This is a genomic window from Flavobacterium qiangtangense (assembly GCF_042658345.1).
GTDB lineage: Bacteria > Bacteroidota > Bacteroidia > Flavobacteriales > Flavobacteriaceae > Flavobacterium > Flavobacterium qiangtangense.
This window is the reverse complement of record NZ_JBHSQB010000010.1, coordinates 134076-156882: the sequence shown is the minus strand read 5'-3', so window position 1 is coordinate 156882 and position 22807 is coordinate 134076. Positions and strand designations below refer to the sequence as shown.

22 protein-coding genes are annotated in these 22807 nt (G+C 34.7%); 11 read left to right on the top strand and 11 right to left on the bottom strand.

What is annotated here, in order from left to right; translation table 11 throughout:
* Genes ACFPVY_RS14555 through ACFPVY_RS14540 form a run of 4 tightly spaced genes read right to left on the bottom strand, consistent with a single transcriptional unit; the run spans position 1 to position 4166 of the window.
* Positions 1-963 carry a WaaS/CpsH family glycosyltransferase gene (locus ACFPVY_RS14555; protein ID WP_379792855.1) on the bottom strand — a complete coding sequence of 321 codons (963 nt, stop codon included), beginning with the start codon at positions 961-963 and terminating at the stop codon, positions 1-3.
* Between the two features lie 11 nt (positions 964-974).
* Positions 975-1931, bottom strand: a complete 957-nt coding sequence (locus tag ACFPVY_RS14550) for a WaaS/CpsH family glycosyltransferase (RefSeq protein ID WP_379792854.1) — start codon at positions 1929-1931, stop codon at positions 975-977.
* Complete coding sequence (locus ACFPVY_RS14545) at positions 1928-3034, bottom strand: glycosyltransferase family 4 protein (RefSeq protein WP_379792853.1); 1107 nt, start codon at positions 3032-3034, stop codon at positions 1928-1930. Before ACFPVY_RS14545 ends, ACFPVY_RS14550 begins: the two co-directional genes overlap by 4 nt.
* Before the next feature lie 58 nt (positions 3035-3092).
* Positions 3093-4166 (bottom strand): glycosyltransferase family 4 protein, encoded by a 1074-nt coding sequence (locus ACFPVY_RS14540; RefSeq protein WP_379792852.1) that lies wholly within the window; start codon positions 4164-4166, stop codon positions 3093-3095.
* Positions 4167-4243: 77 nt separating this feature from the next.
* Here ACFPVY_RS14540 and ACFPVY_RS14535 point away from each other — a divergent pair, with 77 nt between their 5' ends.
* Together ACFPVY_RS14535 and ACFPVY_RS14530 are read left to right on the top strand one after the other, a co-directional pair.
* Positions 4244-4999 (top strand): lipopolysaccharide kinase InaA family protein, encoded by a 756-nt coding sequence (locus tag ACFPVY_RS14535; RefSeq protein ID WP_379792851.1) that lies wholly within the window; start codon positions 4244-4246, stop codon positions 4997-4999.
* Between the two features lie 6 nt (positions 5000-5005).
* Entirely contained in the window at positions 5006-5815 is an 810-nt protein-coding gene (locus tag ACFPVY_RS14530) for a glycosyltransferase family 2 protein (protein WP_379792850.1), read from the top strand.
* A gap of 137 nt (positions 5816-5952) precedes the next feature.
* On the opposite strand, the gene ACFPVY_RS14525 is transcribed toward ACFPVY_RS14530, so the two are convergent.
* Together ACFPVY_RS14525 and ACFPVY_RS14520 are read right to left on the bottom strand one after the other, a co-directional pair.
* A complete protein-coding gene (locus ACFPVY_RS14525; protein WP_379792849.1) occupies positions 5953-7011 on the bottom strand; it encodes a glycosyltransferase family 9 protein in 1059 nt (352 codons plus the stop codon).
* Between the two features lie 76 nt (positions 7012-7087).
* On the bottom strand, positions 7088-7903 hold the full coding sequence (locus ACFPVY_RS14520) for a 2,3,4,5-tetrahydropyridine-2,6-dicarboxylate N-succinyltransferase (RefSeq protein WP_379792848.1): 816 nt from the start codon (positions 7901-7903) through the stop codon (positions 7088-7090).
* 351 nt (positions 7904-8254) lie between these two features.
* Here ACFPVY_RS14520 and ACFPVY_RS14515 point away from each other — a divergent pair, with 351 nt between their 5' ends.
* From ACFPVY_RS14515 to ACFPVY_RS14500, 4 genes are all read left to right on the top strand, one after another.
* Complete coding sequence (locus tag ACFPVY_RS14515) at positions 8255-8992, top strand: class I SAM-dependent methyltransferase (RefSeq protein ID WP_379792847.1); 738 nt, start codon at positions 8255-8257, stop codon at positions 8990-8992.
* 2 nt (positions 8993-8994) lie between these two features.
* Positions 8995-9603 carry a hypothetical protein gene (locus tag ACFPVY_RS14510; protein ID WP_379792846.1) on the top strand — a complete coding sequence of 203 codons (609 nt, stop codon included), beginning with the start codon at positions 8995-8997 and terminating at the stop codon, positions 9601-9603.
* On the top strand, positions 9603-10016 hold the full coding sequence (gene ruvX / locus ACFPVY_RS14505; RefSeq protein ID WP_379792845.1) for a Holliday junction resolvase RuvX: 414 nt from the start codon (positions 9603-9605) through the stop codon (positions 10014-10016). The genes ACFPVY_RS14510 and ruvX overlap by 1 nt, the downstream gene beginning before the upstream one ends.
* A 108-nt stretch (positions 10017-10124) precedes the next feature.
* On the top strand, positions 10125-11624 hold the full coding sequence (locus ACFPVY_RS14500; protein WP_379792844.1) for a malate:quinone oxidoreductase: 1500 nt from the start codon (positions 10125-10127) through the stop codon (positions 11622-11624).
* Positions 11625-11722: 98 nt separating this feature from the next.
* Here ACFPVY_RS14500 and ACFPVY_RS14495 read toward each other — a convergent pair whose 3' ends face one another.
* Together ACFPVY_RS14495 and ACFPVY_RS14490 are read right to left on the bottom strand one after the other, a co-directional pair.
* Complete coding sequence (locus tag ACFPVY_RS14495; RefSeq protein ID WP_379792843.1) at positions 11723-12289, bottom strand: hypothetical protein; 567 nt, start codon at positions 12287-12289, stop codon at positions 11723-11725.
* Positions 12290-12578: 289 nt separating this feature from the next.
* A complete protein-coding gene (locus tag ACFPVY_RS14490; RefSeq protein ID WP_379792842.1) occupies positions 12579-14804 on the bottom strand; it encodes an FUSC family protein in 2226 nt (741 codons plus the stop codon).
* A gap of 175 nt (positions 14805-14979) precedes the next feature.
* On the opposite strand from ACFPVY_RS14490, the gene def reads away from it, so the two are divergent.
* A complete protein-coding gene (gene def, locus ACFPVY_RS14485; protein ID WP_379792841.1) occupies positions 14980-15570 on the top strand; it encodes a peptide deformylase in 591 nt (196 codons plus the stop codon).
* Positions 15571-15610: 40 nt separating this feature from the next.
* On the top strand, positions 15611-16048 hold the full coding sequence (locus ACFPVY_RS14480) for a DUF5606 family protein (protein WP_379792840.1): 438 nt from the start codon (positions 15611-15613) through the stop codon (positions 16046-16048).
* Positions 16049-16125: 77 nt separating this feature from the next.
* Here the strand turns inward: ACFPVY_RS14480 and ACFPVY_RS14475 are convergent, their stop codons facing one another.
* Positions 16126-16551 (bottom strand): VOC family protein, encoded by a 426-nt coding sequence (locus tag ACFPVY_RS14475; protein ID WP_379792839.1) that lies wholly within the window; start codon positions 16549-16551, stop codon positions 16126-16128.
* Positions 16552-16582: 31 nt separating this feature from the next.
* The gene (locus ACFPVY_RS14470; RefSeq protein ID WP_379792838.1) at positions 16583-17098 is read right to left on the bottom strand and encodes a DUF6265 family protein; all 516 of its coding nucleotides are present in this window, start codon (positions 17096-17098) and stop codon (positions 16583-16585) included.
* Between the two features lie 113 nt (positions 17099-17211).
* Here ACFPVY_RS14470 and prfA point away from each other — a divergent pair, with 113 nt between their 5' ends.
* The 3 genes from prfA to ACFPVY_RS14455 all read left to right on the top strand — a co-directional run bounded on the left by prfA (position 17212) and on the right by ACFPVY_RS14455 (position 20385).
* The gene (prfA, locus tag ACFPVY_RS14465; RefSeq protein WP_379792837.1) at positions 17212-18288 is read left to right on the top strand and encodes a peptide chain release factor 1; all 1077 of its coding nucleotides are present in this window, start codon (positions 17212-17214) and stop codon (positions 18286-18288) included.
* Between the two features lie 399 nt (positions 18289-18687).
* On the top strand, positions 18688-19548 hold the full coding sequence (pyrF, locus tag ACFPVY_RS14460; protein ID WP_379792836.1) for an orotidine-5'-phosphate decarboxylase: 861 nt from the start codon (positions 18688-18690) through the stop codon (positions 19546-19548).
* 18 nt (positions 19549-19566) lie between these two features.
* Positions 19567-20385 carry an ABC transporter substrate-binding protein gene (locus ACFPVY_RS14455; protein WP_379792835.1) on the top strand — a complete coding sequence of 273 codons (819 nt, stop codon included), beginning with the start codon at positions 19567-19569 and terminating at the stop codon, positions 20383-20385.
* Positions 20386-20437: 52 nt separating this feature from the next.
* Here ACFPVY_RS14455 and ACFPVY_RS14450 read toward each other — a convergent pair whose 3' ends face one another.
* On the bottom strand, positions 20438-22807 hold the full coding sequence (locus ACFPVY_RS14450; RefSeq protein WP_379792834.1) for a glycosyltransferase: 2370 nt from the start codon (positions 22805-22807) through the stop codon (positions 20438-20440).

Below are 22807 nucleotides of genomic sequence, written 5' to 3'. Positions count from 1 at the left end.
TTATAAATCTAGAATTTTTTTAACCCAGCTTTCTTGACTGTATTTTTTGTAAATTTCTTCGGAAATTTCCACGTAAGGCGTGTTCAAAAAACTTTCAGGAATGGTTTTGGTTTCGTCTGTCCAGATAAAGATATTGTTTGGATTGTAAAAATCATAATTCACAATCTCTGGATTTGTAGTGATTAATTTTTTGCCCAAGCCCATTGCTTCAAAAACCCTGAAAGTTAATCCTTTTTGAATGTCTTTTTGGATATCCAGCACAATTCTGGCCTTGTCCATCAATTCAGTGGTTTCTTTAAACGAAATTGGTTTCGTGATAAATTCAAAAGATTGTAGATGCTTTTTTGGAATCAATTTTAATTTTTTGTCATTGACATATTGCAAAACACTTACTTTCATTTGCTGTTTTTCCAATAATGAAACGATTTTTTCTAATACAGGATATCTTGAATCGAAAGAACTTAGGAAGAAAAAATCAAGTGTCGCTTTGGTATTTCTATTTTCGGCAAAATAAAAATTGGTGATAAAATTAAGCTTATATTTCTTGGCGTCCTCTGGGTCAAAGCTGAAAAGGCTATCAAAATAAGGAAGTGTTTGCCTGTAATTTGGAAAATGGTCAAAACCATCCCAATAATAAACCACCGATTTATCAGCAATTTGCTGGACATGGCTTAACACCGGTGCGCTGAGCATTTCTGGGCATATCGTGAGTGCGTAATCAAAATGTTTGTACTCTTTCAACAAGTCCAAATACATCTCTTCTTCCCATTGATTTTTTAGTTTTTTTCCAGAAAAAGCCTTTGAAAGAAAATTTTGAATTTGCTCTTTTTTGTTCTTGTATTTATAGCGTCGATAAAGGATTGTGGTGACTTCGCAACCTGAATAATTTTCTAAACCGGTTTTAAAAACATCATATAAGCCAAAAATATTCGGACACAGAAAAAGTAATTTTTTCTTTTGCATTTTATTAATTTTTATTCCAGTCCAAAGACTGTTTTTACCCAATTTTCGATAGTATATTTATAGTATATATCCTCATCTAAAGGTTTGTAAGGTGTTTCAAAAAATGATTTTGGTATTTCCGGATTTTTTGGATCAATTATCAAAATGTTATTTGGATCAAAAAAAGCATATCGTTTTACGGCTTGATTGGTCGTAATTAATTTTTTTTGATAAGCCAACGATTCAAAAAATCGAAAACTAAGCCCAATATTTGTCGACCTTGAAACGTCCATCATAATCTTTGAATTTTCGATAAGGTTTTTCATTTCTTCAGAACCAATATCTTTTTTGGTGCGCTCAATCTTTGGATTTACTCGGCCCAATCCTTTATTTGATTTTACAATAAATTTGTAATCAATATTTAAAGCATCAAGTTTTTTTGAAACTGCATCTAATGTTTTCAAACGATCGTCATTTGAAATTACCATAAAAACAGAATGTTTATATTCTTCCTGCAAGTCGAGTTCCTTCTTTGGAAGGTAGATATAGTTGCTAATTCGCTTAAAATTATAAGCATTTGATTCTTCTCTATCAAACGAAAATATCTCGTCGAAAATACCTTTTGACAAATGTTTTACAGGAAAACGTTTTGTGCTGTCATAAAGATACGCGATGTAACGATCTGTTTTTGTCTTGATTATTTCGTGCGTTTTTCTGTCCAAAAGATCGGGTCTGATGGTCAAAATAATGTCTTGATGCCCAAGTTTTTCAAGTTTATCTAAAACAAATTTTTGCTTTTTAATAATCTTTATATTTTTATCTAATATGACTTTTGAGAGGCCGTTGCTCACTCGACTAATAAGATTTGGATAAGAATATGTGAAATCATTCAAATTGATATGACTTGCCTCAATTCCTTGTTTTTGAAGCGCATCAATAATATGTTGGTCAAAACCCCAATAGTCAAAGCTGATCAAACATATTTTCATCTAATAAGGGTTTTATAAAATTCATAATAATTCTCTTTCATCACACTAACGTCATGATTTTTTTTAACGATTTCAAAAGCATTTGAAGTTATTTTTTTCGATAATTCATCGTTAACAAGCAACTTTAATACCTTTTCTGATAATGATTTAGAATCTTTTAATTCAGTCACAAAACCAGTTTCATTTTCAATAACAACTTCCGCAATACCGCCTGCTTTTGTACTAACAACGGGAACTTTTGAAGCAAATGCTTCATAAATAGTTAACGGCAATCCTTCAGAAATTGAGGTCATCAATAACACATCAAGTTCTGGCAATAGATCAGATACATTGTTTCTAAATCCGGTGAAGAAGACTGAATCTTCAACGTTTTGAGATTTTATATATTGTAATAATTCGTTTTTTAACTCTCCATCTCCAATAACCAAAAATTTTATCTTTAAATCAGATGGTTTATTTTCAAGGACTTTTTTAGCAGTATCAATAAATGTGTAAATATCTTTTTGGTCAGTTAAGCCAGCAATATTTCCGACAATTTTCACATCTTGATCAAAATTATATTCTTTATGAAGCAAATTTTGATTTGTTTTTGAAGCAAATTCACTCACATCGACTGCGTCATAGATAGTTACAAGCCTTTCTTTATCAGAAATTATATTTTTAAAAATAGCTTCAACGGCTTTTGATACCGAAACAATTTTGACGATTCGAGGATGAGAATATTTAAACTTGTTCAAGAATTTTTCCTTAATCGGATTATTTCTTTTTCGACTCAATAATATCTGAATCGATTTTGGAAGAAATAATAACGATAAAAGCGCTGCATTTAAAGCAGATGAATCGTGAACGTGAATGATGTCGATGTTTTCTTTTTTACAAATTTCAATGATTTTTTTTGTGGCGTGAATCAATTTAAAACTTGTCCTATCATAAGTATAGCAAGGAATACCATCATTTTTGCATTTTTGTGATAGCACTGAATTTTCGGGACAAAGAATAAATTGAGGTAAATCCTTTTTGTCCTGAAGTAACTTGAAAATTGTATACATCTGATTATCGCCTCCTCGCCATTCAGGAATTGTAGTTACATTCAATATTTTCATCGAAAAATTTCAATTTTTTTTTGCTGCAAATTTAAAGATAAATTAATGATTTAAATTGCTATGATGATGATAATAAGGAATTATACACTTCTAAATACTGTTTTGTAGCGTTTTTCCAACTAAAACTGTCGCCTCGCTCTTTATATTGGGCGATATAAAAAGCCTTATTTTCAGAATATTGTTTCATTCCTTGATGGAAGACTGACGCCATATATTTGGGATCAAATTCGTCCCAATAAAAGCAATGTTTGCCTCCAACTTCTTTCAACGAAGTTCTGTCTGCTAAAAATATTGCGTTTCCAAACTTCATCGCTTCAATTGGCGGAAGCCCAAATCCCTCGCCAAGAGACGGAAATACAAAAGCACTGCAATTTTTTAAATAAAATTGTTTTCCTTTTTCGCTGACCTTTCCCGTTAAAAAAACGCGGTCCTGCAAGTTTAAGTCAACGATTGTCTGTTTTACTTTTTCGCCATACTCTTTATTATTATTTCCAGAAATTATCAAATTATATTCTGGTATAAATTGCATCATGGCAACAATTGAATTAAAATTTTTCTTTTCTAGAAAATCTCCAATCGAATATAAAAACGGTTTTTCAACATTAACTTCTGATATAAAATCACTGGTGTCCTCAATTTCAGTAATCGGATTTCCGTTATAAATCACATATTCTGGAACATTTGGAACGTCAAAATAAGTGTGTGTCTGCTTTTTTGCAAATTCAGAAATATAAGTAATCGCGTCTGCCTTTTGTAATTTTTCAACGAATAACGTGTATTGCTTATTTCCATTGTTTTCAGCATTTTCTGCAAAATTAACATCGTGAATTGTCAGCAAATATTTTCTAGATTTTCTTGGTTCGATTCGTGTGTTTTGATTCACAGAATGCCACAAATCATATTTTTTTCTAATTCGAAATGCCTTGTAGCGATTAAAGCCGAATATTTTTTTGTACTTAAATTTTCTTTTAAATTCTTTTTCTAACTTTTGAGTATCTTTTGCACTTACAGTAATTTCAAGATTTGACGTGTCGAGATTACTGATACCCTTAATCAAACAATAGTTAAAAACGCCAAATCCTGTCGTTGGGTTTTTTATATTGTGCGTCTCTAAAAAAACTGTTTTCTTCATTTTCATAATTTAATTGTAAAAGTATGAAAAGCATTGATTATTTTTGTTGCTAAAATTAAAATTTAGAAAAACACTAAATGAAGTTAGCCATTCACCCCAAATATATTTCCAAAAAAAAGGATATTGCTGAAATCATTGAAAATTTCGACAAAAGTGGAACCATTTTTGGAGATGGCAAACGAAACATTATAAAGGTTTTTTCTAACTCAATTAATGTCAAGTCTTTTAAGATTCCAACGTTAATTAATAAGGTGGTTTACCGTTTTTTTAGAAAATCAAAGGCCCAACGATCGTTTGAATATGCTGTAAAACTTCTAGAAAATAATATCGGAACTCCTCATCCAATTGCTTATTCAGAATTTTCTACATTTTTAGGACTCGGAAAAAGTTTCTACATAAGCGAGCATCTTCACCCAGATTTGACTTTCAGAGAGTTAGTTACAATTCCAGATTATCCAGACCATGAAAATATTTTGCGACAATTCACTCAATTTTCATTTGAGCTTCATCAAAAAGGAATTGAATTTTTAGACCATTCTCCAGGGAATACGCTGATAAAAAAGGTTTCAGATACAAAGTATGACTTTTATTTGGTTGATTTAAATCGAATGAATTTTCACAATGCTATGAATTTTGAGCAACGAATGAATAATTTAAAAAGATTGACATACAAAGCCGAAATGATTGCAATTATGAGTGATGAATATGCAAAATTAAGCGGTAAAAATTATTCTGAAGTTTATGATAAACTGCTCAGTTATAAAAATGATTTTCACCGAAAACTACAACGAAAAAGAAGAATTAAAAAGATTTTGAAGTTCTCTAAAAATTAAAATTTGATGAAAGCGTCTGTAATAATGAGTACTTATAATTCTGAAGAATGGCTTGAAAAAGTCATTTGGGGATTCAGCGTGCAAACCGAACTCGATTTCGAAATTATTATTGCTGATGACGGTTCTGGACCAAAAACCAAAGAACTTTTAGATAAAATGCGCGCTGAAATCAGTATGCCATTGCAACATGTTTGGCAAGAAGACAACGGATTTCAGAAAACACAAATTTTAAATAAAGCGATTATTGCTTCAAAATCAGACTACCTTATTTTTACTGACGGAGATTGTATTCCAAGAAAAGATTTTGTGGAAACACATTTGCATTTCAGAGAATCAGGATATTTTCTTTCAGGCGGATACTTTAAATTGCCGATGAACATTTCACAAGCAATTTCAAAAAATGACATTATTAGCCAAAAATGTTTTGACATAAAATGGCTAGTCGGAATGGGATTGCCTTCAAAAAATAAACTAAAATTAACCGCTTCCGGGTTTTTAGCCAAGTTTTTGAATTTTATTACACCTACAAAAGCATCTTGGAACGGACACAACGCATCTACTTGGAAATCAGAATTGTTATATGTAAACGGTTTCAACCAAGAAATGCAATATGGAGGTGAAGATAGAGAACTTGGCGAACGACTTTTTAATAAAGGATTAAAGTCAAAACAAATTCGATATAGCGCAATTTGCGTGCATTTAGATCACGCCAGAGGTTATGTAAATGAGGAAATGTGGAAGAAAAACGCTTCAATTAGAGAAAACACCAGAAAAAATAAAGTGGTGAAAACTTTGACAGGAATCAATTCTAATTAATATGCCAATTCCGTAGGAATGACATTATTATAAGAAAAAAAGAATTTAAGATTTTAATAAATTCCGTAGGAATGACATTATTGTAGCAAAAAAAACCGATTTTTTAAAAATCCCGTTGGGATGAAATTATCCTGCAATCAATTAATTTTCAAATATTCTCCCAAGCTAGGAATCACCAAATCCGGAGTAAAAGCATCATACAATTCCATCGCTTTTTCCTTCATTTCTTTAGCTGTTTTTTCTCCGTATAATTCAGGTTTAAAATCTTTTAAGTGAACCGAAACATTTTGTTTTTCATCCTCAAAAGCATTCCAAGCTTCCTTAATTATCCAAGTTGAAAATATCGTGAAAGTTGGTTTATTCAACGCTTTTGCCATATTTACAGCGCCACCTTCGTTACCAATCAAAGCATCGCAATGATAGGTAATCGATAAAAATTCCCGAATACTTCCGGGAATTATATCAATTTTTATATTTTTCTGAGTTTCCGCTGTACATAAATTGAAGATTTCTTGCGCTTCTTTCAATTGCGACGGCATATAATTAAATAGTAGCGTGGCATCGGTTTTGGCAACAATAAAATCTAAAATCTTCGCCATAAAAGGAAAAGGATAAGTTTTACTATTTCCGCTTCCAAGAACGCCAATCATGTAAATTTTCTTCGAAAAATCAATTTTATTTTGTTCTAAAATCGCTTTTCCGTTTTCAATTTCAGCTTCCGTCAAAAATATTTTTGGCTTATTATCAAGCACTTTTTCCGAAGAAAAGGGACTCAATAAAAGAATCCTGTTTTCAATCGCCAAACCCGCTGAAGTCAACGGTTTTGAAAATTCTTTGAAAGTATTTGTATATAAAAAATTAGTGTATGATTTATGCCAACCAATTTTCTTTTTAGCGCCAGACATTCCCACGACCAAGTTGCTTTCCAGCTTTCCATAAGCATCAATCACAACGTCATATTTTGCTTTTCGAATAGAAGTTAAGAACTTCAACAACGCTTTTTTGCTCTTTCGAAATTCGTCCTTAAAAAGAATCAGATTATCAATATTCGGATTATTTTCCACCACAGGTTTCGTGAACGGATAAATCAGATAATCCACCTGCGCTTCTGGATGAATCACCTTCAAATTATTGCACAAAATCGAACTGGCCAAAACATCGCCAATCATTTTCTGCTGAATCACAAGTATCTTCATTAAGTCTAAAGTTTGAAAGTCTAAAAGTCAAAAGCTCGAAAGTTTAAAGACAAAGTATAGTCTGAAATCTAAAATCTTAAACCGCGACATCATACTCTCTCAACGCATTGTTCAGAGAAGTTTTCAAGTCAGTCGAAGGTTTTCTCTTTCCAATAATCAACGCACACGGAACCTGAAATTCTCCCGCTGCGAATTTTTTTGTATAACTTCCAGGAATCACAACCGAACGCGCCGGAACAATTCCTTTCATTTCAATAGGCTCATCTCCAGTAACATCAATGATTTTTGTTGAAGCTGTCAAGCAAACATTTGCACCAAGAACCGCTTCTTTTTCCACGCGAACACCTTCCACAACGATACATCTTGAGCCAATAAAAGCACCGTCTTCAATAATCACCGGCGCCGCTTGCAAAGGTTCCAACACACCACCAATTCCAACACCGCCACTCAAATGCACATTTTTACCAATTTGAGCACAGCTTCCAACAGTCGCCCAAGTGTCAACCATCGTGCCTTCATCCACATAAGCACCAATGTTTACATAGCTCGGCATCAAAATCACACCGCTAGAAATGTAAGCTCCGTGGCGTGCCACAGCATTCGGAACCACACGAATCCCTTTTTCGGCATAACCTCTTTTTAAAGGCATTTTATCGTGATATTCAAAAATTCCGGCCTCTAAAGTTTCCATTTTTTGAATCGGAAAATACATAACTACCGCCTTTTTTACCCATTCGTTCACTTGCCAGCCATCAGCGACTGGTTCAGCAACACGAAGTTTCCCTGAATCCAATAGTTCAATAACCTCACGAATTGCACTTGTAGTTTTTTCCTCCTGAAGCAACGCTCGGTTTTCCCAAGCCTGCTCTATAATTGTTTGCAAAGCATTCATAAATTTCGATTTTGCACAAAGATAACTTTTTTAGGCAATAGCCAAAAGCCAAAAGCCAAAAGCAAGGCCAAGTTTGTTCAGGAGCGAATCGGTAGTAATTTATCTGTAATCCATGTTCCCGCTTTCTGCAGTAGTTTTTCTTCCGATAAAAAATCGGAAAGAAAAAGCTACTGCCGCCAATCGGGGCTATTTGAGAAACTATTCGCTTTTTTGTAAACTTCTGGACCAATATTGTCGGTAAACGTTGTCTTAAAAATGTCAAGCAACTCAAAACCCTTTCAGGGTTAAAACCCTGAAAGGGTTGGCTGAAAAAAAAACTTTTCCTTACCTTTATAAAACAACACAAAAATTATGAAAGACAATTTCTCAAACCAAGCTTCAGAATATTCAAAATTCCGACCAACTTATCCGCCAGAATTAATTGAACACATCGTTTCATTCACAGAAAAACGAGAAAACGCCTTAGATGTCGCCACCGGAAACGGACAGGTAGCGCAACAACTTTCTGACTATTTTGAAACCGTTTATGCCACAGACATCAGCGAAAACCAATTGCTTCACGCAAAGCAAATCTTAAATGTAATCTATAAAAAACTTCCGGCAGAAAAAACAGATTTCGAAGACAAGCAATTCGATTTAATTACCGTCGCTCAAGCCGTTCATTGGTTCGACTTTGATATTTTTTACCCAGAAATTTATCGCATCTTAAAACCAAACGGAATCTTCGCCATAATCGGCTACGGACTTTTTAAAACCAACCCAAATACCGATAAAATTGTCGAAGATTTCTATTATAATATTGTAGGTCCGTTTTGGGACGCCGAAAGAAAATATTTGGATGAAAATTACCAGACCATTCCGTTTCCTTTTGAAGAATTAGAAACCTTGAATTTCGAAAATAAATTTACTTGGTCATATGAACAATTAATTGGATATCTTGAAACTTGGTCGGCTGTTGAACATTATAAAGCGCACAACAATCAAAATCCTTTAGATTTAATAAGAGAAGATTTAAAAACATCGTGGGAAACCAGCGAAAAAGAAGTCACTTTCCAAATGCTTTTAAGATTAGGAAAATTAAAAGTGTAAATTTGGAAAAATTTATTTCTATGAAAATCCTATTTCGATTGATGATTCTTTTTTTGCTAATTTCTTGCAATAAGAAAGCTGAGCAAGAACTTCCGGAATATGAAACACAAGAAGAACTGAATAATAGAATCACGGAAGGAAAACCGTTTTTTGATTTTGATGAAGTTGTGCATTACCAGATTGATATTTCTGAAGAGGATTATTACAAACTGAAAAAAGAAGATACAGTATCAAGGCAAACAGAATTACTTCAAGTTTTCTTAGAGTGGGAAAATCCAAGTAACGACGAAGATAAAGTTGATTTTTATGAAGCTTTGAATTCTGATAGAGTTGTAAAAAAAGTTGTTAATTCAAAATATTCCGATGAGTTAAGAACAAAAATTTTTACAGAAAAGACATGTGACGAAGTTACTGTAACTTCTTGTTTGCCACTTTATCGAGACATTTTTGTTCTTAGTAAAAATAAAAAGGAAACCGAAATAGTTAAGATTTGCTTTGATTGTAAACAAGTAAGTTTTTCTAAAGGAATATTTATTTATGACTGTTTTGGAATGAATGGTGAATTTAAAAGACTACAAGAAATAATTTCAGAAAATAAAAAATTAAAATAATGCCAAGAGTTCTAGCCATAGATTACGGAAAAAAACGCACAGGGATTGCAATTACGGATGAAATGCAAATCATTGCGTCTGGTTTAACAACAATTCCGTCAGAAACTGCAATCATTTTTTTGAAAGATTATTTTTCCAAAGAAAAGGTAGAACGAGTTTTAATCGGTGAGCCAAAACAAATGGATTACACGCCTTCAGAAAGCACTGAAATTATTGAAGCATTTGTTGAAAAATTTAAAAAATCTTTTCCTGACCTGCCAATTGAAAGGGTTGACGAACGTTTTACTTCAAAAATGGCGTTCCAAACTATGATTGACAGTGGGCTGAAAAAGAAACAAAGACAAAATAAAGCATTGATTGATGAAATTTCTGCAACGATAATGCTACAAGACTATTTATCTAAAAAAAAATAGTACGTTTTTTTTAGATTTCGTTAAAAGTGTGAAAAGTTATTTAAAATTGATATAAATAAGTAATTATTTCTTTCTTTCAAAGTATCTTTGCACGACAAAAATTTTGTGATGGCAACTACGACTTTCCGAACAGAAACCGATGTGGTTTTAATTGGCGCAGGAATAATGAGCGCAACTTTAGGCTTACTGCTTAAAGAACTGAATCCAAAAATAAAAATTGAAATTTACGAAAGACTAGATGTCGCTGCTGCAGAAAGTTCTGATGCTTGGAACAACGCAGGAACGGGACACTCTGCTTTTTGTGAATTAAACTATACGCCACAACTTGAAAATGGCGAAATTGAAACTAAAAAAGCAGTAAAAATTGCAGAATCTTTTGAGGTTTCAAAGCAGTTTTGGGCTTATTTGGTGGAAAAAAATCTAATCTCGCATCCTGAGAATTTTATCAAAAGCATTCCGCACATGAGTTTTGTTTGGGGCGAAGAAAACGTCGATTTCTTGAAAAAGAGATTCGAAGCTTTGCAACAATTCAACCTTTTCAAAGGAATGGAATATTCTGAAGATACCGAGCAAATTAAATCTTGGATGCCTCTAGTAATGGAAGGAAGAAGAGCAAGCCAGGCGTTTGCGGCGACGTCAATGAAGATTGGAACCGACGTAAATTTTGGCGAATTGACCAGAAATATTTTTGACTATTTAAAAACATTGGAAGGTGTGGATATGTATTTTCACCACGACGTTAAGAAGTTGAAAAAACAAGAAGACGGAAGATGGAGAATTAAATCGAAAGATTTATCAAACGGCGATATCAGAAAAGTGCGAACTAATTTTGTTTTTATTGGTGCAGGCGGAGGTTCGCTTCCGTTGTTAGAAAAAGCAGGAATTCCTGAAGGAAATGGTTTTGGCGGTTTTCCGGTGAGCGGTCAATGGTTAAAATGTATTAATGAAGAGGTTATTGAAAAACACAACGCAAAAGTGTATGGAAAAGCTTCTGTTGGTGCGCCACCAATGTCGGTTCCGCATATTGATTCACGAATGATTGACGGTAAAAAAGCCTTGTTATTTGGACCTTATGCTGGATTTTCTACCAAGTTTTTGAAAAATGGTTCTTATCTTGATTTGCCTCTTTCGATAAAACTGAACAATATGATTCCGATGCTTTCTGCGGGTTTTCAAAATTTGCCTTTGACAAAATATTTGATTGACCAAGTTCGCCAATCGCCAGAAGATAGATTGCAGGCTTTGAGAGAATATCTTCCGGATGCGAAGATGGAAGATTGGGTTTTAGAGCATGCCGGACAAAGAGTTCAAGTAATTAAAAAAGGCGAACACGGTGGTGGCGTTCTTGAATTTGGGACTGAAGTTGTGACTGCTGCAGACGGTTCCCTTGCAGTTTTATTGGGCGCTTCTCCTGGAGCTTCAACTGCGGTTTCCATTATGCTTGATTTGATTAAAAGATGTTTTTCTGAACACGAAAAAGCGTCGGTTTGGCAAGAAAAATTAAAGAAAATGATTCCGTCTTACGGGGTTTCTTTGAATGAAAATGAGGCGCTTTTAGAAGAAGTTAGAAATCATTCTGCGGCTGTTTTGAAATTAGCGAAGCTTTAAAACACAGATTTTCACAGATTTTTAAATATATAAAACCCAAATTCTTTTTAGAGTTTGGGTTTTTTTGTTTGTATTATTTGAGATGTTTAATCGTTTGATTAAATTTTCAAGTTTAATGAAGAAGAGTTCTTTGCTAGATTTTTAATTAAATCATATTCTTGCTTTACATCTACAATATTATTCATCACATTTTTGTGTTCTAATGGATTAATTCCAAATATTCTTCCTCCACGATTTGCAAAAGGCTCTTGTTTGCCTAAAATTATATAGCCAAATCCATAAGCATTTTCTCGGTAGTCAATTTCAATGAACTGATTAAAATAGAAACTTTTTGCAATCGATTTTGAAGGTTTGTCAAAGAAAACAATTCTCTGATTTGTAATATAATAAATTGAATTTATTGTTTGGAATCTTCTATGAATCAGTTTTCCAATTGACATAGATAATCCAAAAAGAATTAACAATGGAATTATAAAGTAAGTATTTAATTGCTTTGATTGCAAGCTTGCAGTTGCGTCTGGCTTTAGAATTATAAAAAGTGCAATGCAAAAAATAATAAAAAAAGGCATCCTAATCCAATCTTCAAGTCGTAAAGGAATAGATTTTGTCGGATGTAAGATTTTGATAATTGATTCGTCTGATTTTAAATAGGAATCTATTTCCATAATTTATTTTCTATAGTTTTTTTGTTATTCCGAAGAAGCAGAAATCTTTACAATGTAAGCAAAATATGGAGATTCCTCGTTCCTCGGAATAACAAGATTGGTTTTAAGATTATATTTTAAACGCAAATATGTTCTGCGCAATCATTAAAAAGTTTAAAAGAAGCCTGAAAGTTTGAATTCTAACCCTGATGGTTGCGACTATCCTTTTATACAGCTTTTTTGCTGAATGAAAGATAGTGCAAACCAGCAGGAATATGATTTAAACGAAGCGGAAGTTTGGTTCAATAAACTACTTCGTTTGGCTCAATTGTTTTGAAGCTTTTACGATGCTTTCAGAGAGATTTGTGAGCCAAACTAATTGTTCGATGACCAACTGCGCTTCCTGCATTTTGAGCTGAAATTCGTCATCGTCACTTAAATGTGCTTCCTTCAATTCTTTGGCGCGGATGTTTTTTAATTCGGTGAAACGCATGGCCAAATCTTCATTGTTTTCAGAATTTGCCATTTGTTCAGAAACTTCTAAATTGGCAAAAGTAATGGCGAAATTCAAGTTTTTAATGACGGTTTGAACCACAACATTGAACGCTTCTGAAGCTTTGTAAGTCTTGTGGGTTTGGACGTAAGTTCCCAGCGACGCGAGCGATGACAGCAACGTGTGGTTCAAAACGGCAAGTTTGTAAACCTGCTGAATTTGCTTTTGTTTGGATTTTGGCTCTTGTGACATTCGTTGAAAAGAAGCCATTAAATTGCCGATTTCGATGAAGGCGTTTTTTCTGGCGAGGCGATATGACGGCGTGGTTTCTCCTTTATTATTGTAAAAAATCGAAATCTCGCTCAGGTAATCTCGGTTGGCTTCGATAGATTTTTTGATGTAAATGGGCTGACTCATAAATTCCCATGAAGGCCAAAAAAAGTAGTTGGCTAAAAAAGCCAAGCCTGCGCCGACAATGGTGTCTAGAATGCGATACTGGATAACGTCGTTGATATTTGGCGTCATGATTCCGTACACGAAAACCACGTAAATGGTGACAAAAGTGGCTCCGACTTTGTAATTTATGGACGTGAATGTGAATCCTAAAATCATGCAAGAAATTGCCATTGTCGCTTTAATCACGGGGTCTGTGATGACTAATAATAACGCAAAAGCGATGAGTCCGCCGGCGACGGTACCGATAATTCTGTGGAACGAACGCTCTTTTGTGAGGCCGTAACCCGGTCGCATAATCACGACGATGGTCAGCAAAATCCAGTATACTTTGTCAAAAGGAAAAATGTTTCCGATGATAAATGCTAGAATTATTGTGGAAGTCAATCGAAGCGAATGCCTGAAAATAGTGGAAGAAAAACTTAAATTTTCTCGAAATGTACTCCAAGGATAATATTGTGAAGTCATCAGTTTATCCAAACTTCTGTCACGCATTTTAAAGTCATTGCTGTTGAAATTTGGCATGAACGCGCGCTCGATAATCTTGATTTTTTCAATCTGTTTCTCGGCGTAATGAAGCATGTTAGAAAGCATCCAGACGCCTTCTGAAGCTTGGTCTTTTCCAAGTTCGGCTTGGTATTCGTTGATTGCATTTTCTAAAGTTTCCAAATCTTTCAATAACGAATGTTTTGGAACATATTTTTTATGATTTTCAATGCTTTTAAAAATCGCTTTTAATGATGAAGCTAAATTATAAGCCAGATTTTGATAGGTTTTTAAAACCTTCGGATGATTTTCAAACTTCTGTTGCAATTTATTGTGGTCAAAAGAAGTGGAAAGTGCGAGTTCTAAAATTTCTAAAAGCGAAATAAAAACCAGCGTCATTTTTCTGGTTTGGTCAGAAGTGCCGCTTGAATTTGTTCTGTTTCGGATTAAAATCTCGCGTAAATTTTCGTGAATTGTGTTTAGTTCTACTTGAAGAATCAGCTGTTTTTCGATGATTTTTTCCCTTGCTGAATCTACATTCCACAAATCACCGCGAAGTTTCATATATTTTGCTGTTAGTTTTAAACAGCTCGCGATTTGCAATTCCACGTATCTGTGCGGTCTCACGTAGGAAAAAATTAAGGAAATCAAAAGATAAAATAATCCGCCGACAAGCATTAATCCTGAATATTGGAGCATCATTGAAAAATCTTCTTGAATGTGCCCAAAAGACAAGCAGATGGAAAGCAACGCCGAGAATGAAACCTGCGTTGCTCTTTGGCCATAGACCGAAATCATTGAGAAAAAGAAAATTAGTGCAGAGATTGCAGGATAAAAAATCCAAGGAAATGGATGTAGTATATTTACGAATAAATTACATCCGGCAACAATTAACGAAGCGACTAAAAGTCCGTTGATTTTGTGCTTTAAATTACTTGGAATATCGCTTGGATAAGTCAAAAAAGCTCCGATTGCAATATTAAATCCGATTAAGAAATTTCCTTGAAAAGAAAAAAATAGGGCAGGAGTTACCGCTGCTAAAGTTACTTTTAGAGCATTTGAAAAATTGGTTGAATCGGTAAAATTGCGGACTTTCTGAATCATTATTTAGCGGTTAATAGCAAAGATAACAATTGGCGAAGATTTTTTGAATTAAAAAAATAAAGAATTAACGCTTTCTATGTTATGAAAAGGTTGTTATAGTTTATGTTTTTTCACTATTTTTGCGATCCGCATTTAGTGAAAAGATGCTAAGTCGGTATAATTCAATACAAAAGAAATGATTTTACCAATTATAGGATATGGCGATCCGGTTTTAAGAAAAGTAGGCGAGGAGATTCCACAAGATTTTCCAAACTTGAAAGAAACCGTTGCTAATATGTATGACACGATGTATAATGCTTATGGCGTTGGATTGGCAGCGCCACAAGTTGGCCTAAGCTTGCGACTTTTTGTGGTGGATACGGCTCCATTTGGAGAAGACGATGACTTGGAAGAAGCAGAACAAGAGCAATTAAAAAATTTCAAAAGAACATTTATCAACCCAAAAATGCTGAAAGAAGAAGGCGAAGAATGGGGATTTAATGAAGGATGTTTGAGCATTCCAGAAGTTCGCGAAGATGTTTACAGAAACGAACAAATTACGATTGAGTATTTCGACGAAGAATTTAACAAAAAAACAGAAGTATTTGACGGCTTGATTGCCAGAGTAATACAGCACGAATACGACCATATTGAAGGAATTTTATTTACCGACAAAATATCTTCATTGAAAAAGCAGTTAATAAAGAAAAAACTTCAGAATATCATGGAAGGAAAAACCCGACCAGATTATAAAATGAAGTTTGTCGCTCCAAAAAAGGGCAGATAATCAGAACAAAATTAATTTCAAATTATAAAATATCTTTAAAATGAATTTAGAAAAAATATTAGCCATTTCAGGCAAACCAGGTTTATACGCTTTAAAACTACAAACTCGTACAGGTTTTGTGGCTGAATCAATGATTGACGGAAAAAAAATCACGGTTGGATTAAGAAGCAATGTTAGCTTGCTTTCAGAAATTTCGATTTATACAATTGACAAAGAAAAACCTTTGGCAGAAGTAATGAGAGCGATTGCTGAAAAAGAAAATAATGGTCCAGCGCCTTCTCACAAAGAAGATAACGCAACTTTGGTGGCTTATTTCAAAGAAATTCTTCCGGATTATGACGAAGAAAGAGTGTATGTTTCTGACATTAAAAAAGTGTTGAATTGGTACAATATGCTTCAAGCAAGAGGTTTGGTTTCAAAAGAAGCTCCTGCAGTAAAAGCGAAAGAAGAAGTTGCAACGGAAGAAGAAGCAAAATAATTTTTCTTTCAACTCCATAAAAAAAAGCCTCGTTTTTAATTAAACGAGGCTTTTTTTATTTCTTTCGACTTTAAGACTTATTGCTCATAATCGTAATTGACCATCCAGTGAATCCCGAATTTATCAGTAAACATTCCAAAAAGTGCGCCCCAAAAAGTTTTTTCCAGAGGCATTGTCACTTTTCCACCAGCAGAAAGGTCGTTGAAAAGCGTTTTCGCTTCGTCTTCACTGTCAGTATTAATTGAAATTGAAATATTTGTTCCAAAAGTTGCTGTTTGACCAAAAGCTTCGTTCGCGTCACTCGCCATCAAAATTGTTTCGGAACTAATCGGAAGCGCAACGTGCATTACTAAATTTCCAACTTCCTCAGAAAGAGGTGTTTCCGAAGGCATATCTTTAAATTTCTGGATGTGAGCGAATTCGCCACCAAAAACCGATTTATAAAAATTAAACGCTTCTTCGCAATTACCATTAAAGGTAAGATAAGGATTTACTTGTGCCATTTGTTTTGTTTGTTTTTTGTTTGGGATAAATCTACTGAACTTTTTTCATCTTAAAAACCTCGCTTTTCACTTTTCCGTCTTTTGTTCCAAAAATTTCTGCGACTAAACTATCATTTCCAACTTTTTGATACACAATCTTATTCGGATAATCGTGAGCCGGATTTTCCCAAACCATTTCGGTTTCAGAAGACGTCGTCAATTTAAACGGAACAGGTTTTTCATCATTTTGTTTTGCAACTCGCGCCTCATAAATAAAATCTTTCCCGCGTTGCATCAATTCGACTTTTTCTCCAAAAACGGTATCATTTTTAATTACAAAATAGCTTTCTCCGTGAAAAGTTGAATCATTTATTTTGGCCCAAAATTCAGAAAAATTTCCTTCTGCCGAATTATTTTCCCAGCGACCAACCAGCCAATTTGCGTTTTCCACAGCTTCATATTTTTTAGAAGTAATTTCCTTCGGAGGCAATTTTCCGTCGTGCGCTTCCTTGCAAGAAATTACAGAAATTAAAACACACGGAATCAGATAAGTAAGAGATTTTTTCATAAACAAAAGTTAAGTTATTGCAACTACGAATGTAGCATTTTTCAATTCAAAAAAGACGTATCTAAATTCAAAAACTTTTTCGTAAATTTGCACTCCAAACAACGAGAGAAAAGATGTTAGATAGATTGCAGATAGTAAAACAGCGTTTCGACGAGATTTCAGACTTGATTATTCAGCCTGATGTTATCGCCGACCAAAAGCGTTATGTTCAGTTGAATAAAGAATACAAAGACTTGAAAGCGTTGGCTGAAAAGCGTGACGAATACGTTACAATAATGGGGAATATCGAGGAAGCAAACGAAATTATTGCTGACGGAAGCGACCCAGAAATGACCGAAATGGCAAAAATGCAATTGGACGAAGCCAAAGACAGATTGCCAGAATTGGAAGAAGAAATCAAGTTTATGTTGATTCCAAAAGATGCAGAAGACGCTAAAAACGTAATGGTCGAAGTTCGTGCCGGAACCGGTGGCGACGAAGCCAGTATTTTTGCAGGCGATTTGTTCAGAATGTACACCAAATATTGCGAAAGCAAAGGCTGGAAAACCTCAGTTGTCGATATGAACGAAGGAACTTCAGGCGGTTTTAAAGAGGTAATTTTTGAAGTTACCGGCGAAGATGTTTACGGAACTTTGAAATTTGAGGCGGGCGTTCACCGCGTGCAACGTGTTCCTCAAACTGAAACTCAAGGTCGTGTTCACACTTCTGCGGCGACGGTTATGGTTTTGCCAGAAGCCGAAGAGTTTGACGTTCAGATAGATATGAATGACGTTCGCGTTGACTTTTTCTGTTCTTCAGGTCCTGGAGGTCAGTCGGTTAACACCACGAAATCTGCTGTTCGTTTGACGCACATCCCAACAGGTTTGGTGGCGCAATGTCAAGACCAGAAATCACAGCACAAAAATAAAGACAAGGCGTTCGGCGTTTTGCGTTCTCGTTTGTACGAACAAGAATTGGCGAAAAAACAAGCCGAAGACGCTACAAAACGTACGTCTCAAGTAAGTTCTGGCGACCGTTCTGCAAAAATCCGTACCTATAATTATTCTCAAGGCCGTGTAACTGACCACAGAATCGGAATGGATATTTTCGACATGGACGGCGTAATGAACGGAAAAATCCAGAAACTAATTGACGAATTGCAATTGGTCAATAATATGGAGAAATTGAAAGAAGCGAGCGAAGTTTTCTAATCAGAAAATTTTTACAATATAAGATGCCAGACAATAGTTTGGCATTTTTTTTTGAAGCGAACCGTCGTTTCATTTTCAGTAATTGTATTTCCCGCTGGAGCGACTCGCTTTGCTTTTTCTAGCGCAAAAGCAGGAGCTCAAACAATCGCACCATCGGGGCTATCTGAGAAACTTTCGGCATTTTTGGAAACACCCGAACGATTGTGTGATTTAGAATTACAAAAAAATTCGCAAAGTCGCAAATGCACAAACTGATATGAGCAAGTTATGTTTTTTGCGTCTTTGCGTCTTTGCGAGAAAAAAACGCTAATGAAACTTAATCTCATAATCCGTCAAAACGTAAAACTTTGCTAACTTTGCGAAATAACTTCCAACCTTTGCGTTAAAACAACTACAACAATGACCTCACAACAACTCACACAAGAAATTAAAAACAAAAATTCCTTCCTTTGCATCGGCTTAGACGTGGATTTAGATAAAATTCCACAGCATTTATTAGTAACCGAAGACCCAATTTTTGAATTCAATAAAGCCATAATCGACGCCACACACGATTTGGCAGTCGCATACAAACCAAACACCGCTTTTTACGAAGCTTACGGAATTAAAGGCTGGATTTCCTTAGAAAAAACAATAAAGTATTTAAACCAAAAGCACCCAGAAATTTTCACGATTGCAGATGCAAAACGTGGCGATATCGGGAATACGTCGTCGATGTATGCAAAAGCGTTCCTTGAAGATTTGGCCTTCGATTCAGTAACCGTTGCTCCTTATATGGGAAAAGATTCTGTCGAGCCATTTTTAGCCGTAAAAAATAAATTCACGATACTTTTGGCGTTGACTTCAAACGAGGGCGCTTTTGATTTCCAAACAAAAACCGTTGGAGAGAAAGAATTGTACAAACAAGTAATTGAAACTTCAAAAACTTGGAAAAATTCCGAAAACTTAATGTATGTTGTCGGTGCTACAAAAGCCGAATATTTTACCGAAATTAGAAAATTAATTCCGGATAGTTTTTTGCTTGTTCCCGGAGTTGGCGCGCAAGGCGGAAGTCTTTCAGAAGTTTGTAAATACGGAATGTCAGAAAATGTTGGACTGCTGATTAATTCGTCAAGAGGAATTATTTATGCTTCGGCAGAAAAAGATTTTGCAGAAAAAGCAAGAGANTTAAACACAGATTTCACAAATTTACACAGATTCTCAACGGAAAATCTGTGTAAATTTGTGAAATTTGTGTTCTATTTTTATCGATGTATTTGAATCTCCGTGAATAAAACTATGAAAACTTACCAAGACCAAATCGGAAACACTTTAACTTTTGAAAATTCTCCAAAGAGAATCATTTCCTTGGTTCCGTCGCAAACGGAATTACTTTATGATTTAGGTCTTGAAGAAAAAATCATCGGAATTACTAAATTTTGCGTTCATCCGTATCATTTGAAACAGACCAAAAAAGTCATCGGTGGAACCAAAAAAGTCCATTACGAAAAAATAAAATTACTTAAGCCGGATATTATCATCGCCAACAAAGAAGAAAATACGCTTGAAATTGTAGAAGAACTTCGCAAAATCGCTCCGGTTTGGGTTACAAATGTTGTTACGATTGAAGATAGCTTGCAAATGATTTCTGATTTCGGGAAACTCTTCAATTGCAGAACCGAAGCTCAAAAATGGACAGACAAAATTAACTTCGCACACAAAGATTTTCTTGATTTTATAAATGACAAGCCTGAAAGAAAAGTAGCTTATTTTATCTGGAAAGACCCTTATATGGTGGCAGGTTCCGATAATTTTATCAATGAAATGTTGACGCTGAATAATTTCAAAAATATTTACGACAATCCAGAAAAATTCCCGGGAAGATATCCTGAAATAATTATCCAAAAAATCAGAATTCAAGGCGACCCGGAGATTGTTTTTCTATCCTCAGAACCATTTCCTTTTAAAGACGAACACGCTTTTGAAATTGGTAGGTTTACGCATCACGCAAAAACTATTTTTGTGGACGGCGAAATGTTTTCTTGGTATGGAACCCGACTTTTAAAGGCTTTTGAATATTTTAAAACCATTCACAATCGCATTAAAAGCTTTGATTGAATAAAAAAGCCAGACTGAAATTTAAGTCTGGCTTTTTTTGGTGAATCAATAATTATGCTTTTAAAAGAAGTAATTTGGCTGCCTTTAATTTTTTTCTGAAGTAAATGGTATTAGCATTTCCAAAGTATTTTACAATGGTTAATCTTGCCATCAAGTAACTTACTGTAGATTCTGCTCCTTGATTTAAGTTGACGTGTGTGTCTTCTAATCCGTCGAAACAGCCACCAGTACAAGGATTGTAGATGATTTGTTTCAAGTGATTGTTTCCTAAGAACCAGTTGAAAGCGATTTCCATCTTGTTCAAATATTCTTCGTCTTTATAAATATCGTGGAATTTTCTCAAGGCAAGAATAGTATAAGCCACATCAATTGGTTGTTCTCCAAATTCCTGTTTTTCTTGACCTTTTACATACCAAGAACGATTTGAAATCACTTTAATGGCGTCTTTTGTAAACGTGTTGTCAAGCAAGAAATCAAAAGATTCTTTAGCAATTTTATTGTATTCTTCGTCTTTTGTTACAGCGTAAGCGCAAAGCAAAGCTTCTGGTAAAACGCTATTTCCGTAAGTCAAATAACTTTCGAACCAATTCCAACCGTCTTTGGCTTCGTGCTTGTACATTTGAACCAAACGATCTGCGAAAACCTTAATTTGTGCTTGATTGTCAAGGTCTTTCACTTGTCTGTTGTAATAATAAGCACCTTTAATTATAAATGCCATCGCTCTTGTGGAGTGCATTTTATCGGTGTGAACCATCGCTTTTTTATAAACCGCTTCGGCTTTTTTGACAAAATTAGAAGGTAAAAGTGGCGCAAGGGAAATCAGATACCCTAATGCCCAAATCGCTCTTCCAGAACTATCTTCTAAATTTACAGCGTTATTTTGTGGCGTAAAGTTTCTATTTATGTCTACATAATTTAAGAATTTCCCATCACCTTGTTGACAAAAAGCCAAGAAATTCAAGTAAGTGCTTATGTATTTTAAATCGTCAATATCTCTTGTCAATTTATAATCCTGGCAAATCGCAATCATTGCTCTGGCGTTGTCGTCTAAAGTGTAGCCAGAATTTGGGTCGGGACGATTTAGCTTAGAAAACTGAAACATTGCAAATTCATCGGTCATTTTTTTAACGTGATCCAAGTTTAATTCTGGGTTTCTATAATGCAATTCCATTTGATTGCCAGAAACTTTTTGGAATAAAACAGCGTGCGCCACGGCAGAATTTTCCCAAGCGGTGTGAATGATTTTATGTAAGCCATTCATCACGATGCTTTTTCTTAGACCAATGTCATAAATCAGAAGATTTACAGCTTCAGCCAATTTTTTTGAATCTCCAAAGTCAAAAGTTAAACCGCAACCGTCTGCAACCATTTCTGTCGCATGCGGAATTGGAGTCGAAACGATCGCACAACCGCAACTCATCGCATAAGAAAAAGTACCGCTAACCGCTTGATTTGGATCTTTTGATGTGAAAAGATAAATATCTGTCATCTGAAGATATTCTAACAATTCATTTAAAGGAAGATATTTGTTGACGAACTGAACGTGATTTTCAAGTCCGAGTTCTTGGATTTTTTTAACCAAAGATTCTCTGTACACTTCACCTTCGTTAACTACCACTCCGGGATGCGTTTTTCCGATGATCAAGAATAAAACATCGGGACTTTTATTGATGATTTTTGGCAAAGCATCCAATGTTGTTTCGATACTTTTTCCAGAACTCAATAATCCGAAAGTAGAAAGAATTCTTCGTCCTTTTACACCATATTTGGCTTTAAGAATATTTTTATCGGTGTGAGGAACCAAGTGTGTTCCGTGTGGAATCACGCTGATTTTCTCTTTTTCAACGCGGTAATCTTCCAATAAAATGTTTGACGAATTTTCAGTCATTACAATTAATGAATCGGCTCTGTCTAAAATATGTTGCACATTTGCCTTAAAAACTTCGTCTGGTCTTGGTAAAACCGTGTGGAAAACAACCGACATTGGTTTTTTAATATCGGTAATGAATTTATTGAAAGCTTCCACGTTTTCGGCAAAAAGACCAAATTCGTGTTGCATCACAACCACTTTAATGTTCTCGTCATTATTGATAGCATCCGTTACAGAAGCGTATGAATTGACATCAGACGTGTTTAAAGTATATTTTACTTCCTCATCTTGGTACAAATGTCTTTCATTATTGTTTTCGATAGCGCAAACGGTCAACTTGAAAGAACTTACAAATTGATTGTTTAACGCTTTCATCAAATCTTGAGAATAAGTGGCGATACCGCATTCTCTCGGGGGAAAAGAAGTTATGAATAAAATTTCTGGCAAAGAATCTTCGTCAGAAAATGTGGAATTAATCCTTGATGGAAATACACTTGTTGTGGAGTTTAAATTCAGCGAATTTGCGTTTGTGGTTTGGTTATTCTTTTTCAT

Bases quoted from the DNA above. Each gene is read 5' to 3' on its own strand.
- ACFPVY_RS14480 (WP_379792840.1), top strand. From the start codon at position 15,611: ATGAATTTAGAAAAAATATTAGCCATTTCAGGCAAACCAGGTTTATAC.
- ruvX (WP_379792845.1), top strand. From the start codon at position 9,603: ATGCCAAGAGTTCTAGCCATAGATTACGGAAAAAAACGCACAGGGATT.
- ACFPVY_RS14525 (WP_379792849.1), bottom strand. From the start codon at position 7,011: ATGAAGATACTTGTGATTCAGCAGAAAATGATTGGCGATGTTTTGGCC.
- prfA (WP_379792837.1), top strand. From the start codon at position 17,212: ATGTTAGATAGATTGCAGATAGTAAAACAGCGTTTCGACGAGATTTCA.
- ACFPVY_RS14530 (WP_379792850.1), top strand. From the start codon at position 5,006: ATGAAAGCGTCTGTAATAATGAGTACTTATAATTCTGAAGAATGGCTT.
- ACFPVY_RS14520 (WP_379792848.1), bottom strand. From the start codon at position 7,903: ATGAATGCTTTGCAAACAATTATAGAGCAGGCTTGGGAAAACCGAGCG.
- ACFPVY_RS14470 (WP_379792838.1), bottom strand. From the start codon at position 17,098: ATGAAAAAATCTCTTACTTATCTGATTCCGTGTGTTTTAATTTCTGTA.
- ACFPVY_RS14555 (WP_379792855.1), bottom strand. From the start codon at position 963: ATGCAAAAGAAAAAATTACTTTTTCTGTGTCCGAATATTTTTGGCTTA.
- ACFPVY_RS14455 (WP_379792835.1), top strand. From the start codon at position 19,567: ATGAAAACTTACCAAGACCAAATCGGAAACACTTTAACTTTTGAAAAT.
- ACFPVY_RS14450 (WP_379792834.1), bottom strand. From the start codon at position 22,807: ATGAAAAAGAATAACCAAACCACAAACGCAAATTCGCTGAATTTAAAC.
- ACFPVY_RS14500 (WP_379792844.1), top strand. From the start codon at position 10,125: ATGGCAACTACGACTTTCCGAACAGAAACCGATGTGGTTTTAATTGGC.
- def (WP_379792841.1), top strand. From the start codon at position 14,980: ATGATTTTACCAATTATAGGATATGGCGATCCGGTTTTAAGAAAAGTA.
- ACFPVY_RS14475 (WP_379792839.1), bottom strand. From the start codon at position 16,551: ATGGCACAAGTAAATCCTTATCTTACCTTTAATGGTAATTGCGAAGAA.
- ACFPVY_RS14495 (WP_379792843.1), bottom strand. From the start codon at position 12,289: ATGGAAATAGATTCCTATTTAAAATCAGACGAATCAATTATCAAAATC.
- ACFPVY_RS14515 (WP_379792847.1), top strand. From the start codon at position 8,255: ATGAAAGACAATTTCTCAAACCAAGCTTCAGAATATTCAAAATTCCGA.
- ACFPVY_RS14490 (WP_379792842.1), bottom strand. From the start codon at position 14,804: ATGATTCAGAAAGTCCGCAATTTTACCGATTCAACCAATTTTTCAAAT.
- ACFPVY_RS14540 (WP_379792852.1), bottom strand. From the start codon at position 4,166: ATGAAGAAAACAGTTTTTTTAGAGACGCACAATATAAAAAACCCAACG.
- ACFPVY_RS14550 (WP_379792854.1), bottom strand. From the start codon at position 1,931: ATGAAAATATGTTTGATCAGCTTTGACTATTGGGGTTTTGACCAACAT.
- ACFPVY_RS14545 (WP_379792853.1), bottom strand. From the start codon at position 3,034: ATGAAAATATTGAATGTAACTACAATTCCTGAATGGCGAGGAGGCGAT.
- ACFPVY_RS14535 (WP_379792851.1), top strand. From the start codon at position 4,244: ATGAAGTTAGCCATTCACCCCAAATATATTTCCAAAAAAAAGGATATT.